This is a genomic window from Heyndrickxia oleronia, from assembly GCF_017809215.1.
Classification (GTDB): Bacteria; Bacillota; Bacilli; order Bacillales; family Bacillaceae_C; genus Heyndrickxia; species Heyndrickxia oleronia.
This window is the reverse complement of sequence record NZ_CP065424.1, coordinates 609769-626204: the sequence shown is the minus strand read 5'-3', so window position 1 is coordinate 626204 and position 16436 is coordinate 609769. Positions and strand designations below refer to the sequence as shown.

The 16436-nt window shown below is 39.2% G+C and carries 11 protein-coding genes; 6 read left to right on the top strand and 5 right to left on the bottom strand.

Translation table 11 applies throughout. The features are described 5' to 3' along the window. Positions 1-88 precede the first annotated feature (88 nt). A complete protein-coding gene (locus tag I5818_RS03340) occupies positions 89-3739 on the bottom strand; it encodes a S8 family serine peptidase (protein ID WP_139358131.1) in 3651 nt (1216 codons plus the stop codon). Between the two features lie 366 nt (positions 3740-4105). On the opposite strand from I5818_RS03340, the gene tagU reads away from it, so the two are divergent. Further along, positions 4106-5071 carry a polyisoprenyl-teichoic acid--peptidoglycan teichoic acid transferase TagU gene (gene tagU, locus I5818_RS03335; RefSeq protein ID WP_078110134.1) on the top strand — a complete coding sequence of 322 codons (966 nt, stop codon included), beginning with the start codon at positions 4106-4108 and terminating at the stop codon, positions 5069-5071. Between the two features lie 39 nt (positions 5072-5110). On the opposite strand, the gene I5818_RS03330 is transcribed toward tagU, so the two are convergent. After that, positions 5111-6259, bottom strand: a complete 1149-nt coding sequence (locus I5818_RS03330) for a metallophosphoesterase (RefSeq protein WP_078110135.1) — start codon at positions 6257-6259, stop codon at positions 5111-5113. A gap of 678 nt (positions 6260-6937) precedes the next feature. Next, complete coding sequence (locus I5818_RS03325) at positions 6938-8944, bottom strand: penicillin-binding transpeptidase domain-containing protein (RefSeq protein ID WP_078110136.1); 2007 nt, start codon at positions 8942-8944, stop codon at positions 6938-6940. Positions 8945-9128: 184 nt separating this feature from the next. Between I5818_RS03325 and I5818_RS03320 the strand changes: the two genes are divergently transcribed. The 5 genes from I5818_RS03320 to I5818_RS03300 all read left to right on the top strand — a co-directional run bounded on the left by I5818_RS03320 (position 9129) and on the right by I5818_RS03300 (position 14203). After that, positions 9129-10169 carry a peptidoglycan endopeptidase gene (locus I5818_RS03320; RefSeq protein ID WP_078110137.1) on the top strand — a complete coding sequence of 347 codons (1041 nt, stop codon included), beginning with the start codon at positions 9129-9131 and terminating at the stop codon, positions 10167-10169. 229 nt (positions 10170-10398) lie between these two features. Next, on the top strand, positions 10399-10860 hold the full coding sequence (locus I5818_RS03315) for an HIT family protein (RefSeq protein ID WP_078110138.1): 462 nt from the start codon (positions 10399-10401) through the stop codon (positions 10858-10860). After that, positions 10844-11443, top strand: coding sequence for a PP2C family serine/threonine-protein phosphatase (locus I5818_RS03310; RefSeq protein ID WP_338075619.1), 600 nt, complete (start codon positions 10844-10846; stop codon positions 11441-11443). Before I5818_RS03315 ends, I5818_RS03310 begins: the two co-directional genes overlap by 17 nt. Before the next feature lie 224 nt (positions 11444-11667). Then, positions 11668-12483, top strand: coding sequence for a DUF2785 domain-containing protein (locus tag I5818_RS03305; protein WP_078110139.1), 816 nt, complete (start codon positions 11668-11670; stop codon positions 12481-12483). A 547-nt stretch (positions 12484-13030) separates the two neighbouring features. Beyond that, on the top strand, positions 13031-14203 hold the full coding sequence (locus tag I5818_RS03300) for an IS256 family transposase (RefSeq protein ID WP_071976245.1): 1173 nt from the start codon (positions 13031-13033) through the stop codon (positions 14201-14203). Positions 14204-14943: 740 nt separating this feature from the next. On the opposite strand, the gene I5818_RS03295 is transcribed toward I5818_RS03300, so the two are convergent. Both I5818_RS03295 and nagB read right to left on the bottom strand, forming a co-directional pair. Beyond that, positions 14944-15654, bottom strand: coding sequence for a GntR family transcriptional regulator (locus I5818_RS03295; RefSeq protein WP_078110379.1), 711 nt, complete (start codon positions 15652-15654; stop codon positions 14944-14946). 64 nt (positions 15655-15718) lie between these two features. After that, positions 15719-16435, bottom strand: coding sequence for a glucosamine-6-phosphate deaminase (gene nagB / locus I5818_RS03290; RefSeq protein ID WP_078110380.1), 717 nt, complete (start codon positions 16433-16435; stop codon positions 15719-15721). Position 16436: the final 1 nt, after the last annotated feature.

Here is a 16436-nt window from a genome sequence, read left to right as displayed (position 1 = left end):
TAGAGTTTATGTATGGTAATTGAAAACTATGATTAAAAAAAATAACGAGGCTACCCTTTTGTTGGGTATCCTCGTTATTTGATCATTTTTATTTTCCTCTTTTAATTTTTACTTCCTTCGTTGTTTCATTTCCTGCAATATCTACTACTTTGAAGACAAACGTATTTTCACCTTCGTTTAGATTTACATCATATTCAATCGTTTTATTGAATGCACGCATTTGATATGGTTCCTTCAGTTCCTGCGCAAAGATTTCACTGTCATTGACATAAACACGGATATCGTCGAAATTATCTTGGACATCTAAGGATACTCTTACTTTATCTGTGTCTTTATCAACAGTCGCCTTTGTGCCTTTAACCTTTAGCTTAGGTGCAGTGGTATCAACGATATATGGACGATTAATTTCGTGGAAGTTGCCACTTGCATCATACGCGATTAATTTCGTTTCGTAGATTCCATCCTTTTTCACTTTTAAAGTGGTGCTAAATTCGTATTTATTTGCTTCTGTTTCTTTTAAATCAACCTTTTGGTCACCAATTTTTAAAGAAGTTACTTTTGATTTGTCTGTGACATAACCCGAGAACTCAACTTCTTTCGTATTTAAGGCGTCCATAAATTCAGGTGTAAGTAAATGGATCGCAGGCTTTGTAACGTCAGTGCCGTAAGTGATAACCTGCTCAGTCTTGTTTCCCGCATTATCGTAGGCAACCACCTTTAACTCTTGATCTGGTGCTACGATTTTTTCCAATGTATGCTTGTGATCATCCATTGAATAATAAGCTTCATTCGTTACAGATTTTCCATCCACAAGTACATCCCAATAAGCCAATCCGCTTCCGCCTTGGTTATCAGATGCTTGCACGGATACCGTTTGCGTTTCACTATTAAAGCTTGCTTCTAGCTTAGGCTTTGTTACATCAACTTTAACCGGTAATACAATGGTTTGTGGTTGAGCCTCTGGATAGTCGATGACACCAGTAACAGCTAGATAATATTGGCCTTCCTTCGCTACTTGGCCATTGATTTTCCCATCCCAGCCAGTTTCGATATCTAAATGGAATTGAGTGGATTGTCCTGAATCATAGCCATCCTTGCGAGCATTCTTGTCTGTACGGAGCGTTCGAATTTCTTTACGATCCTTATCTAATACAACATATTTTACTTCTTTTGCGTTTCTTAAGAAGGATAGGATTGGTACGGCATTATCTTGGACACCATCCCCATCTGGAGAAAATGCAATTGTATTCGGATCAACTTTACCTGTTCTTGGATTGACTCCGATGAAATCGAAATCATCACCAATGGATGTAGTTACACCTGTCACTCCATAGAATGAGCGAGCTTCCCAAGATGGCTGATCAAAGATCGGTGCTGCATCCCATTCCCCTTTAAATCCAGTATATGGAACAGTTAATTCTGGATTTTTATCAGATGGATCTTTGAATGTAACAAATCCTTCTAACCAATATCCATTAGGGAATTGCTTACTTAAATCAGTATCTCCTTTTACTACACTAACTCTCACTTCTACTTTTGCTGTGCTATTTGCTGGAATTTTAATAGTGGACGTTTCTGCACCGTTCACTGTTACATACGCAAGGCCTGCTTTTACTAAATCAAGTGAACCTTGTGTATTTGGCTGTACGAATAATTGATTGTCTTTAGAGACAGTTTTATCTGTTTGGGCATTTGCATGTGCCTCATACGTTACTTCTTTATCTGTTAAGTTTTTCGCTGTTAATTCGAATGTGACAAAATCCGATTTTACTTCTTTTAAAGCTACTTTTGCTTCATTTGTTTTCGAATCAGTGACAATCACTGGTGTTGTTAGTGCAGCATTTAACTGCATTAAGCCTGCACCTTGACGTCTTGGAGAGACGAACACATTGTTCAATGTAACTGGTGATGCTGTATTCATTAAAAGATTTTTCGCTAGCTTCACGCGCTCAGCATTTTTCATCGTTCCATTTAATTGATTGCGAACACGCTCAAGTACAAGTGCTGCACCGCCTGAAACATGTGGTGCTGCCATCGATGTTCCACTCATCAATCCATATTTATTATTGTTTAATGTTGATAAAATTTGTCCACCTGGTGCAGTGATTTCTGGTTTGAAATCAAGGCTTGGTGTTAATCCCCATGAGGAGAACGCACTCATTTTTCCTGCATCAGGATTCGTAATTGTCTGCTGCTCCCCTTTAAAATCAAGAGTTACTTTTTTGCCACCAGCTAAAGCCGCTTTGATGTTATCCCCATCACTCTTTAACATGAACAAATAAGGAATGGTAATCTTAGCATCAGTTGCCATATTCACGATTCCATCAGAATTATTGTAAATAATGACCCCGATTGCTCCTGCTGCTTGAGCATTTAATGCTTTATCTGTAAAAGCGATCTCTCCACGTTGAACAAGAGCGTATTTTCCTTTAAAATCCTTACCTGCAAATTCTTCTGCTTTTCCTAATCCTGCATCTAAGATTTCAAAGCTTTTTTGCGTATAGTCTTTCGGATGAGTACTTCCAGCTGATAAAAAGGCGGCACTCACCGGATCCTGTCCATCAACGGTATATGATAATGCATCTACATCCATATTTGTATTTTCATAGGCTGCAACCTGAAGTGATTCAGTTGCTAAACCTGGTGAACCGACCACCCCATAATCTGGGTTGGATGCAAATGGAGTACTATATCCCTCTCCTAAAAGTGCTGAGTTCCCAGCAGAGATTGACATAAGAATTCCACTATCAGTTGCGCGTTTGATCGCTTCCTGTTCAGGATCATCAGCGGCGACAAATCCTGCAGTTGATCCTAAGCTCATATTAAGGACATCTGCTCCAAGCTTGATCGCATCATCAATCGCTTTTACATAGACATCACTATACGTACTCTTCATTTCAGGATCATTTCCAAACACCTTTAATGCAAGTAGCTGTGCTTCAGGTGCGATTCCTTGAATTCCACCATTTTCCTCGTCGCCATTTGCTGCAACTGTACCCGCTACGTGCATTCCATGCATCGATGCTCCTGCGGTACTATCAATGATATCGCTGTTTTTATCCATATAGTTATAGCCATATGGTACCTTCGCCGTATAGTATTTTCCTGGAAGATTATTCGCTAGCTTAAGCTTCGTCACTCCATCCTTTGTGAGTGTTGCGGAAGCATCATCTGATAGTTTCATATCTTTATGATTATAGTCAATGCCTGTATCGATAATTCCAACGATCATACCTTGACCTTTAAATCCAGTTGTTCTCCATGCCTTTTGAGCCTGTACAAGCTCTTTACTATATTTCATTTCTGGTTGAACTTTTGGCATATCATACTTATGAACTACTTGGACTCTTTTTACGTTCGGAATTTTTTCTACTTTTGCAATATCGCCTTGTTTTATTTCTGCACTAAAGCCATTGACGACTGTTGTAAAATTATGTAGAAATTTGGCGTTAACTTTTTGCTCACTAATTTGAGTCTTCACTTTATTCTGACTCTTAATCGCGTCATTTTCTAACTCTTCTTTTGTTTTTTCATTTAATTCGCTAAATTTCATGCCCTTTTCTGTAGCGATATTAATTTTGGGATCATCTTTTAGTTCAATAATGACCCGAACATTTTCATTATTGCTTGCTTTGATTTTTCCCGTTTGCGGTGAAGCCACCTTTGGACTTGCACCTAATGCTGTGCTAGAAAATGCTAAAAGAAAGATTAATAATATTGCTGCACTTCTTTTGATCAATTCTGCTCCCCCTTAAGTTTGATAATTTTTTCTTACTCTAGTTGTATTAATATTCTGCTAATTTAAGAATAACATATTTTATATATATAGTAGGATCATCATTTTCGACATATTTTCCTTAATATCCGACTCCATTCGATTTCTTCTTTCCGCATTTGGTTATTTCTGCTATTCTTGTGTAGTAGGACTAGTGGTCTAAAGTGTACGAATGACCTAGTTACATAGATTTAAATATATGGAAAACATTTAAATTTAACCCTTTATTTACATAGCCGTTCTAATTCATCACGAACACTAGCCTTGAACAGGCGTTTTTCGTATACATTTGACCTTGTATGGCAAATATTCATAGAAAGGGAAACATTTATGGAAGAAAAGAAAAGTAGGAAGAAAAAAATATTAATCATCGTTTTAAGTATTTTAGGAGTGTTTATTTTAGGTGGCGGCGCCTTCGCCTATTCGGTGTATCACAACATCAATCAGACAGCGAAGAAAATTCATCAACCAGTCGTGAAGCGTGAGCAGCCAGTGAAGCGTGAAAAGGAAGTTACTCTAAAGGAACGTGATCCATTTTCCGTACTATTACTCGGAGTGGATAAACGGAAAAATGATAAAGGACGATCTGACACGATTATCGTTCTTACCGTCAACCCAAATAAAAAGTCTGTTGAAATGCTAAGTATCCCTCGGGATACACGAACTGAAATTGTTGGTAAAGGCACCATCGATAAAATCAATCATGCCTATGCTTTTGGTGATGTCGAGATGTCGATGGATACGGTAGAGAAATTTCTAGGTATTCCAATTGATTATTATGTGATGGTCAATATGCAAGGATTTAAAGATGTCGTGAATGCTGTAGGGGGAGTCGACGTCAAAAATGACTTGGAATTTACGGCAGGGAAAGAAACATTTGCTGTTGGTAATTTGCATTTAAATGGTAGTCAGGCATTAAAGTATTCGCGTATGCGTCATGATGATCCACGTGGTGATTTCGGTCGTCAAATGCGCCAGCGTCAAATTATTGATTCTATCCTTGAAAAAGGGGCTAGCATCTCCTCTCTTTGGACATATGATGACATCCTTGATGCAGTTTCGAAAAATTTAAAAACGAATTTAACATTAGACGATATGGTAGATATCCAAAGTAAATATAAGGATCTTCGACATAATATTAAACAATTCCAAATTAACGGTGACGGCAAAATGATCGACGGCGTTTGGTACTATCTTGTACCAGAGGAGGAACGCCAAGCAGTTTCCAATCGTCTAAAAGAACATTTAGAGTTACCGGCAACTACGGAGAGTGTAAAGACTGAAACACCTCAATAGGCAGAGCATGCAAAAAAGAAAGTAACCTTTCCAAATAAGTTACTTTCTTTTTTTTCTGGCTGTTTTCTTCTGATAATATTCGATCGTTTTCTCATGATCTTCTCGTACGGCATCTACAATGGACTTATCACTACTAACAGTAGCTTTCTTTTTTTTCTTGATAGTTTTCACAATGGGGACTGCCTTTGATTTTGACTGAGTGACTCTCCATCTACCTTCCTGCTGCTCAATAATGAGGTCAACGATTCCGAGGTAATTCCCCCAGCTACCTGCCTCTACTCCTGCTACTCCATTAATCGTACCTGCTTTATTGTCTACACCTTCAATGTTCTTGAACCTCGATTGATCTGGAAAAACGACATGTCGATGGCCAAAGAGGATAACATCAATGCCCTCAATTTTACTCAGCGGATACACTTCATCTTGTTCGTTCTTTGTAGCGTCAAGTCCGGAATGTGCGAGTGCAATGATGATGTCTGCCCCCTCCTCCTTCATTCTCGGAATGAAATACTCGGCTGTGGAGACAATATCCTTAACCTTGACCATCCCTTCTAAGCTTTTCTTTTCCCACTGCATCACCTTAGGTGTGACAAAACCAATGACCCCGATATTCACCGGATGCTTAATGCCAAATGCATCCACCACTTTCTTCCGAAGAATGACATACGGTTCATAAAAATTCACATCATCAAAATCAGTATTATTATAATCATTGATAAAGATATTCGCGTTTACATAAGGAAAATTCGCACCTGAAATTGAATGATGCAGAAAATCAAACCCGTAGTGGAAATCATGGTTTCCAAATGTCGCAGCATCATAATGAAGGAGGTTCATCGCTTTAAAAACGGGATGTAAATTCCCCTCTTCCACCTTCCCCTTTTTGGCAGCAAATTCAGCAAGCTCATTCCCTTGCAATAAATCACCGACATCAAATAAAAGCGTATTCGGTACCTCAGCCCTAGCATTATTTATCAAGCTGGCCGTCCGCACCAGCCCAAATTCATCTGTATATCTATTCTCCTCATAATCGAAATTCATCATCCGACCATGCAAATCCGTTGTCTCAAGAATCCTTAACTGAACAGGGGCTAATGTACTCTCCTCCGCCGCACCATATGGCATCACAGAAAAAAGCACAACCATCTCAATCACCAAAACCAATGTAACTACGATTTTCCTCTTCATACCGAGCACACCCCATTCCAGGAAAAAAATTCAACTGGATTTATAGAATGTGCCAAAGTGTGGAAAATCATTCATTTTCTTTGAGTGTGGATGGAGTGATTTGCGTATATGGATTTCGTTGGGGATGAGGAGAAGTTTGAGTGAATTCTCGATTCCGTTGCGCGAAGTTTGAGGGGGATTCGCGCGAGTTTGATGTTGATTCGCGCAAATTCTGGTCTCTTTCGCGCGAATTGGGGATGGATTTGCACGATTTCGATTCTTTCGCACGAATTTGATGTTCTTTTGCACAAATTCTAGTCTCTTTCGCACGAATTGGGGATGGATTTGCACGATTTCGATTCTTTCGCACGAATTTGAGGGCCATTCGCACGAGTTCTAGATTCTTTCGCGCGAATCGGATACTGTTTCGCGCAAATTCTGGTCTCTTTCGCACGAATCGGAGGGTGATTCACACAATATCGGTTCTTTCGCGCGAAGTTGAGGACCATTCGCACGAGTTCTAGATTCTTTCGCACGAATCTGATGTTGTTTCGCGCAAATTCTAAATCCCACTCACACCAAAAGAGGTCGGTTCTTTCGTCCCACTAAAGGGACAAGAGAACCGTCCCCCTGTCCCACACAAAAAAGTCGGTTCTTTCGTCCCCACAAAGGGGACGAGAGAACCGACCCGCTGTCCCTCTATTTGAAGATATTTGCTACTTTTTCTACAACGATTTTACTGCCTCCGCCTTTTTGGACGCCTTCGATGAGGAGGGCGATGAGGAGGTCTTTGTTTTTGGAATCGTAAGCGACGAAGACGCCGTTTTCTTTTCCGTTTTTATCTTCTTTGGAGCTTTTGAGTTCTGCTGTTCCTGTTTTTCCAGCTAGTTCAACGTTTGGAAGGTTTGCTCGATGCCCCGTTCCACGTGGATCTGCGATTACTTGTCGCATCATTTTGGAGACCGCTTGTGCGTTCTCTGGACTAATGATTTTTTCCTTCCAGATTCCTGTATTCTTTTCACCTACTAAAAGATAGGGTTTCAGCATGTCTCCTCCATTTAAAAATGGGGTATAGGCGGTTGCAAGCTGCAGGATATTGGTAAGCATTTGTCCTTGGCCATAGCCTGTATCCGCAAGCAGAATTCCTCCATCCTTCAATGTTCCATCTGATGAGATTTGTGATTTTTTCAAAGGATAGGTAAATGGAATTTCTTCAGCAAATCCGAAATTCTTTAATCCTTTAACAAATTTATCTCCGCCCATATCGAGTGCTGCCTGGGCAAAGAAGATATTATCCGAATACATTAGTGCGGTTTCCATGTTGATTGGGCCAGATGTTGCATGGACACGACTAATTTCATATCCACCCCAGCTTCCACCTTTTCCCCATGTTTTGCCGCTAATCGTTTTAGTATCGGTCGTTTTTAAGGTTCCATTTTGCAAGGCAATTGCGCCCGTGATTGGCTTGATGGCTGAACCCGGTGCATAAGACAGGGCGAAGCGGTTAATTAAAGGCTGTAATGGATCTTTTTCAAGCTTCGAATATTCTTCACCTGATAGTCCTAAAGCAAATGCATTCGGATCAAAGGATGGAGAACTTACCAATGATAGGACTTCCCCAGTTAATGGATGAATGGCAGCAGCTGTACCAGCATTTCCTTTCATTTCATTATAAATTCTGCTTTGTAGCTCCCCATCAATCGTTACGGAAATATTTTTCCCGTTTTTCACTTCTTCTTCAGCAATCACTTCTTCCGATCCATCCGACTTGATAATCGAAATTTTTTCTCCGGCTTTTCCACGTAAATCCTCTTCAAATAATTGCTCTAAGCCACGTTTGCCAATAACACTGTTCGCAGTGTACCCCTTCCCTTTCTGCTTCTCTAATTCCTCCGCAGTAATGGGACCAACATAGCCAACTAAATGGGCAGCTGCTTCTCCGAATGGATACACTCTTCCCGAGGTATCTTGTTTATCTACTCCCGGTAGCGCCCATAATTTTTGTAATAAGGCTTCATTCTCTGATGAAATCTTTTTAATTGGGACAAACAAGTTCGGTTTCACCCAACCAGCATTTAGCTTGTTATCAATTTCCTCTACAGACATATTTAATAGTGAAGCCAGTTGGCTTTTCACTTCTGCATCCTTACCACCCATTTTTTCAGGGACAATTCCTACCTCATAGATTTCTCCATTAATCGCTAAGCCACTTCCGTTACGATCACGGATTTCTCCCCTTTGCGGACTAATCGTTTCAGGTACAATTTTATCTCCCTTTTCAAGTCCTGGTAAAATTAAATTTGGTTTCCAATCAATATACCAATTGGCTTGATCATCTTTTTCCTCTTTTTTCAGCGTCACTTTTTCTTCATAATTTACAGCGCCTGCCATCGTTTGAAACGATAGTTTGACTGGAACAGAGACCTTATCTTTCTTTTTATAGTCCTCTTCCTTTAACTTTTTAAAAGTAATCTTTACATCCTTAATCTCAAGATCCTTATAGATTTTCGGATATCTATCAACAAAGTCTTTCGATTTATATTCTTTCTTTGAATGAGATGAAAGATAATCTGAATACATTTTCTCAAAATTATTTTTTTCCCAAAGCTTTACATATTCATTGAATCTCTCATTAGGTGTCGGCTCTTTTTCACAAGCAGCTAATACGAATAATGAAAGCAAAATAAAAAAGATAGCTTTTTTCAAAAAAAAGACCTCCTTATTTTTTCGTAATTCTATTATACTCATTCTCTCTATCATCCATGAAGAAAATTATCTATGTATTTTTATTTGATAGGACTTTTCTCATATTTTCTAAAAATTAGTAGTACCTTGGTCGCGAAATTTGCTAGAATAGTAGACATAATAGAGAAAGAAGGGGAAATACGCTGTGAAAAAACCATTAGTGTCGGTTGCTGCAACCACGATCCTTACAACCGCCCTTGCTCCGCAAGCATTTGTATATGCAGATACATACAAGGTTCAAAAGGGCGATACCTTATGGAAAATTGCTAATAAATACGGGACATCTGTAGCAAAGTTAAAAGAATGGAATCAATTAAAGTCGGATAATATTCTACTTAATCAGTCCTTAATCGTATCTACTAGCAGTTCCAAACCTAATCAATCGCAAAGTGTTTCCAAACCAACTGTTTCTGATCAGAATCAAGTAAAAACATATGTCGTTAAAGCAGGCGACACCTTATCCAAAATTGCAAGCCTACATAATATCACTTTAGCTCAACTTCAAACATGGAATAATCTTAATTCCTATTTGATCTACCCTGGTGATACGTTGAAGGTATCTCAATCAACCGTTTCAAATTCAGGTTCAAATTCCACTTCAAATGCAAGCGATGTCAATCCAGCTGCCCCAACCTACACCGTAAAGGCAGGCGATACTTTAGGAAAAATCAGCTTAGAATTTGGAATGACCATTGAAGAATTGAAAAAACTAAACTCTTTAACATCTGATCTAATCTACGTAGGACAAACACTCATTACTAATTCAAATTCGAATCAAATCACTTCACCAAATAATGGGTCATCATCAACAGGTTACTCAAGTCAAAAGCTAATTGATGTGGCGAAAAAATACTTAGGTACTCCATATGTTTGGGCAGGAGCTGATCCTTCTGGATTCGATTGCAGCGGATTCATTTATTATGCGTTTAATCAAGCTGGAGTTCAAATTCCACGTACATCAAGCGAAGGATATTACGGACGTTCATATTATATAAATACACCACAGCTTGGCGACTTAGTCTTCTTTGCTGATACGTACAAGAAAGGCATATCCCATTTAGGAATATACATAGGAAATAATCAATTTATTCATGCGAGTGATAACGGTGTACAAATTTCATCATTAGATAACTCCTATTGGAAGGCACATTTTGATGGATTTAAGAGATTATATATTATAAATTAGTTTGGATTCTTGCAATTATACCTTATTATTTTTAAACCTTGTGACCACTCTTTCCCAGAGTCTCACAAGGTTTTTTCATTAGATATCCTCATTTAACTATCTGCCAATCTTCTACATACTTTCCCGGGAAATGTCATGTTAGGCTGAAAATAAATGTTTGCTGTAATAATATAGGAAACCGCTGCGAATTGTGTTATAATTCCGAAAATACGAAGTTGGGGTGAGGATATTGGATAAGAATTGTTTCATTTGTGATAAGCATGCTGGAACCATACAAACAGCTGGAAAGACAATTTACGAGGATGAATATGTATATGTCGGTCATATCGATCATGGTGGAGAGCCCTGCTATCTAGGCCATATTATGATTGATTTAAAAAGACATGTGCCTACACTTGGTGATATGAATATGGATGAGGCGAAGGCTTTTGGAGTGATCATAGCAAGAGTGAGTAAGGCTTTATTACGTACGGAAAATGCAGAACATATTTATTCCCTCGTATCAGGAAATTCTGTCCCTCATCTCCACATGCATCTTGTCCCCCGATATCCGAACACACCGATGGAATATTGGGGACCGATGTCTGTTCATGATTGGCCGGATGCTCCGATGGGAGATCAACAATTAGTATCTGAGCTTTGTGAACGAATCAAAAATGACCTCTTGGAGAATAATGATGAAGCAATTTAATTGGGTAGGAAGCGAAAGGAACTTTGTCGATGAACCAACTATCAACAATGTAGGTCCTATTACGGTAGGGCGTTTCGGGGGAAATTCCTCATCTGGTTCAAATAAAAACGAGGATGGCTGCCTCGTTTGGGTAGATGAAGAGAATGATTGGGAATTTGCAATGATCCTTGATGCCCACTATTCTGCTGAAAGTGCCGAGTTGGTTATTGAAACATTCACCAATAAGAAAGCGGAGATTGTGGATGTTTTAGTCCCTGCTGTTAAGAAAGATTTTAATAAAGTATTAGAACATAAGATTCTACATATTTTTCAGGGGGAAGAATGCCTGCAAGCTTGTCGTGAGGTAAAAGGTGAGACTGCTTGTTTAATTGTTGTACGTAAAGCTCAATTCGTGTGGTGGTTTTCTATTGGAGATTGCCTGCTTTACTTACATCATCCCGAACTTGCCGCATTAGGTCAATACCAACTGAACCAAAGACATTTTTATGAGTGGGTTGGTCAAGTCAATACATTTGAATTGGATGTCCCGTGCTATAGACTGGAACGAGAGAATTACGAAAAGGTTCAAATCACCTCTTTTTAACAACAGATGGGTTAGTAGAATGTCCAGGTGATCCTTTTTCAACGCCAGATAAAATCTTTCATAGTGGTACCGAGTTATCCTGCGAAGATATGGTTCATTCGCTGTCTCGCACTATTCAAGATCATCATGTTAGAGATAGCACAACCATCCTTACTTGGAAGGTTGATGTCTCAAAGGAAGGATGCATACCTAGCGATCTTAAGTAACATCAGGAGGTTATTATATTGTTAAAAGAACAGCTATATGAAATTATTCGTCATGACTATGCCCTACCTAAGGGGCTAGATGAATTTGAAGCCGTACAGCAAGTGATTGGTGTCCTTGGATCAACAGATGCGGAGGTTAGAGATGAATTAGGCTATCGCATTCTAGCAAATTGGTTGCTTAGGAAAAATTTTTTAACTGGTTCGCAATTGTCTATCCTACTAGAGCAAGCGATATCAGATGATATGCTATTTTTTAAAATCGGCGAAGCTGAATCAGATCATGTATTTAAGCGTACATTTTCCGCTTTACTCATTGCGCTTATTTTGATCCGTGATAATCGGGAAGAATTTTTAGGTGAAGCTGCATTTTTTCAAGCGTTGGAGCGAATAAATTTATATTGCCGCTTAGAAAAGGATTACCGTTCGTATGTGGAAGGAAAAGGTTGGGCGCATGGACCAGCACATATATCAGATGCCATTGATGAGTGTGTTCGCCATCGCTTTACCGGATTAGATGAATGTTCCAAGCTTTGGGAAGGCCTCTTACACTTGATCGATGGTGCTCCCCATGTATATGATGCGGAAGAGGATGAACGAATCACGATTCCTATCATTGCCATGGTAGAATCGGGCAAGGTTCCATTTTCCACTTTATGTAGATGGCTAGAACGCATTGAATTACCAGCAGAAAAGGATCTAATCTCCATGACTCGACGCATCAATATCAAACATTTTATACGATGCCTTACATTTGGTTTACTTGCAAAAGGACTCGGAAAAGTGGAAGATCTAATGATCATCGAGCGCAAATTCAATCCTTTTGTGGCAGATTGAATAGGAGCTAGTCGTTAATTGGATGAATGTATCTCAGGGATGGAATCTGAGGTACATTTTTTTGTTTATAGTTTAATAAAATCTATCTTATTGATTGGGTCTGATGTACATTCTAGTTTTTGTGGATGAATATCAGCTTCAAGTATGACCTCTGACACACATTTTTGGCCTTTACCTTTGATTATATGTCTCAAGTATAGCTTCTGATACACATTTTTCGCTTCTCCCCATGATAATCTGTCTCATGCTTGGCTTCTGACACACATTTTTGGCCTTTACCTTTGATAATCTGTCTCATGCTTGGCCTCTGACACACATTTTTCGCTTTTTCCTTTGAAAATCTGTCTCATGCTTGGCCTCTGACACACATTTTTCGCTTTTTCCTTTGAAAATCTGTCTTATGCACAGCCTCTGACACACATTTTTGGCCTTTACCGATTAAGTCCGTATAATTGTGTAAAAAGAAAATGCAAAAAAAATGAGTCATTTTATTCACTCTTGGCAACACTGTTTTCAACCACGATAAACAATGAAAAGAGGAATAAAAATGACTCAAGTACAGTTTAACCTAAATTTGGATGTTTTAAAAGAAGCCATTGTAAATTCCAACCTTGATATGGTTATAAAATCAGCGGTTGTCTTAGTACTAAACGAATTTATGGAAAAAGAAAGGGATGACTATTTAAAGGCTGCACCTTATGAACGAGCTGTTGAACGCCGTGACTATCGCAACGGTTATTATGAACGTGATCTTATGATGAGCATCGGTACCTTAACACTTAAGGTACCACGGACACGCAACGGGGAATTCTCAACTACCGTTTTTGAAAAATATGCCCGTTGTGACCAGGCATTGGTCCTCTCTATGCTGGAAATGGTCATCAATGGTGTTTCAACTAGGAATGTTACCAATATTGTCGAACAGCTTTGCGGCAAGAACATTTCCAAGTCGTTTGTATCATCACTTACACAAAAGCTTGATCCCATTGTGAACGAGTGGGCTAAGAGACCCTTAAATACAACATACTACCCTTTCGTATTCGTTGACGCTATGTATATAAAGGTGCGCGAGCACCAAAGCGTTGTTTCCAAGGCTGTTTATATTGCCACTGCCATTACTGAGAAGAATACACGTGAAATAATTGGCTTGAGTGTTGACCATGCGGAAAGTTATGAGAGTTGGGGGCAGTTCTTCCAACAGCTAAAATCACGGGGCCTTCAATCTCCCAAACTAATCATCTCTGATGCCCATCAAGGTCTCCAAAAAGCGATACAGCGTGAATTTATTGGGACAGCTTGGCAAAGATGTAATGTCCATTTTAAGCGAAATATCTTTGATAAACTTCCCAAAAAGAGCTCGGCTGAAATCAAGACAATGATCAAACGCGTATTTGAAGCAGTAACCATTGATGATATCCGTCTGTTTAAAGATGAGCTAATGAGTAGGTTCGGGACAGAGCCAAAGTTTGAAAAAGCACTCTCTATATTAGATGAGGGGTTCGAAGATACCATCCAGTATATGATCTTTCCCGAAAGTATCCGATGCCACATCCGTAGTACCAATTCCCTTGAACGGTTGAACCAAGAAGTCCGTAGAAGAGAAAGGGTCATACGTATTTTTCCAAACACCCAATCGGCTTTTCGCTTGATTGGAGCTGTTCTAATGCAATATCAGGATACGGTTTACGCTAAGAGAAAAGCACTTATGGGTGGAAGATAGAACAGATTATTTTCAGCTAAACTTCCATCATGGATGATCACATATCCGGTAAGGGATGTCAAATTGAAAACCATTTGACATCCCTTACCGGATATGAAGTTCAAAATCCATGGAAGTTTCGCAAAAAAAATAAAAGGGTTAAGGTTGAAAGTACTTGCCAGTGATTTTACACAAAAACCAGGACTTGACTCCTTTACCTTTGATAATCTGTCTCAAGTATGGCTTCTGACACACATTTTTCGCTTTTTCCTTTGATAATCTGTCTCATGCTTGGCCTCTGACACACATTTTTCGCTTTTTCCTTTGATAATCTGTCTCATGCTTGGCCTCTGACACACATTTTTGGCCTTTACCTTTGATAATCTGTCTCAAGTATGGCTTCTGACACACATTTTTCGCTTTTTCCTTTGATAATCTGTCTCATGCACAGCCTCTGACACACATTTTTGGCCTTTACCTTTGATAATCTGTCTCAAGTACGGCCTCTGACACACATTTTTGACCTTTACCCATGATAATCTGTCTCAAGTACGGCCTCTGACACACATTTTTGACCTTTACCTTTGGTAATCTGTCTCAAAACACAGCCTCTGACACATATCCGGCTTTTACCTATAAAAATCTGTCTCAAATTTGACCTCTTACACATATTCTTCCCTAAAAACCCATGTTGAACACACATTCCCCACTTAACCCAAAAAAATGTACCTCAAGAATAAATCCTAAGGTACATCTTCTAATCATAAATAAAATTTAAATCGGCTTCCGGCATATTGAGAACGGACGTATTCGAGGGGAACGCCGTTTTTTAGGTAGGCGACACGCTCTATTTGCAGGATTGGGGAATCAACTGGGAGGTCTAATTGACTTGCCGTTTGTTTATTTGCGGCAATGGCCTCGATTGATTGCTTCGCATCTCCTAATGGGTAGCCTTTTTTCACTTCGATGAATTCATAGAGTGAATGCTGAATATCCTCTTTTGTTAGCCCTTCAGCCAATTTTACTGGAACAATTGAGGTTTCAATCGCAATCGGGATTTCATCGCCCAAACGAATTCGTTCAATATGATAGACATCTGTATCAGCATCAATGTTCAACTGATGTGCCTCTGTTTCAGTTGGCTTTCTAATGTAGAAATCGGTAATGTTACTGGCCGCTTTCTTCCCTCGTTGTTCCATTAGCTTAGTAAAACTGGTGATTACCTTTAGTGGCTGTTCAACCTTTTCATTACTGACATAGGTTCCACTGCCTCGTTTACGAGTGAGAATTCCTTCATCAACAAGGCCTTGTACAGCCTGTCGAATCGTCATTCGACTGACTTCGAATTGCTCCGTTAAAATCCGCTCAGATGGAATGGCCTCGCCTTTTTTCCATTTTTGTTGCTTGATGTTTTTTCTTATATGTTCTTGAATTTGATAATAAATCGGAATCGGTGATTCTTTATTTATCACTGGTATTCCCCACTTTTTTTATTAGGTTACTTCAAGAAAGAAGGGCCCGATTCTCACCAAGCTATTAGCAAAGAGCCTTTAATAATGATGCTGCTTCAGTATCTGCAAGGACAACCACATTTGGGTGCTTTTGCAGAACAGATGCCGGACAGCTTTCATCAACTGATCCCTCGAGCATTCTTTTCACTGCTTCAGCTTTGTTAGCTCCGAAAGCTAATAGGATGATTTTTTTTGCTGCCATAATGGATTGAATCCCCATTGAAAGAGCATGGGTCGGAACATCTTCTTCTTTCTCAAAAAAGCGTTTATTTGCTTCACGAGTGGATTCTGTCAATTCCACGACATGTGTTAATGAATCAAAGGAAGTGCCTGGTTCATTAAAGCCAATATGTCCATTTTCGCCAATCCCTAGGATCTGAACGTCCACTGGATGATTTTGCAGAATGGATTCATAATGTAAGCATTCTTTTTCTAGGTCCTCTGCCATCCCATTCGGTAAAAATGATTCTTTAAAATTCATATGAGAAAATAATTCTGTGTTCATATAGCTATGATAGCTATGTTCATCTGTTGCCTTTAGTCCAACATACTCGTCAAGATTGACTGTAGAAATATTTGATACATCTAGCTTAGATTGACGAAATTTCTCATAAAATTTCAATGGTGTTCCACCAGTGGCAAGACCTAAAGTACGAATGCTGCCTTTTTCAATTCCTTCTTTTATTATATCAAATGCTTTTGCTGCTGCATCATCAACTGTTGTAAAAGTTAAAAGTTCCATG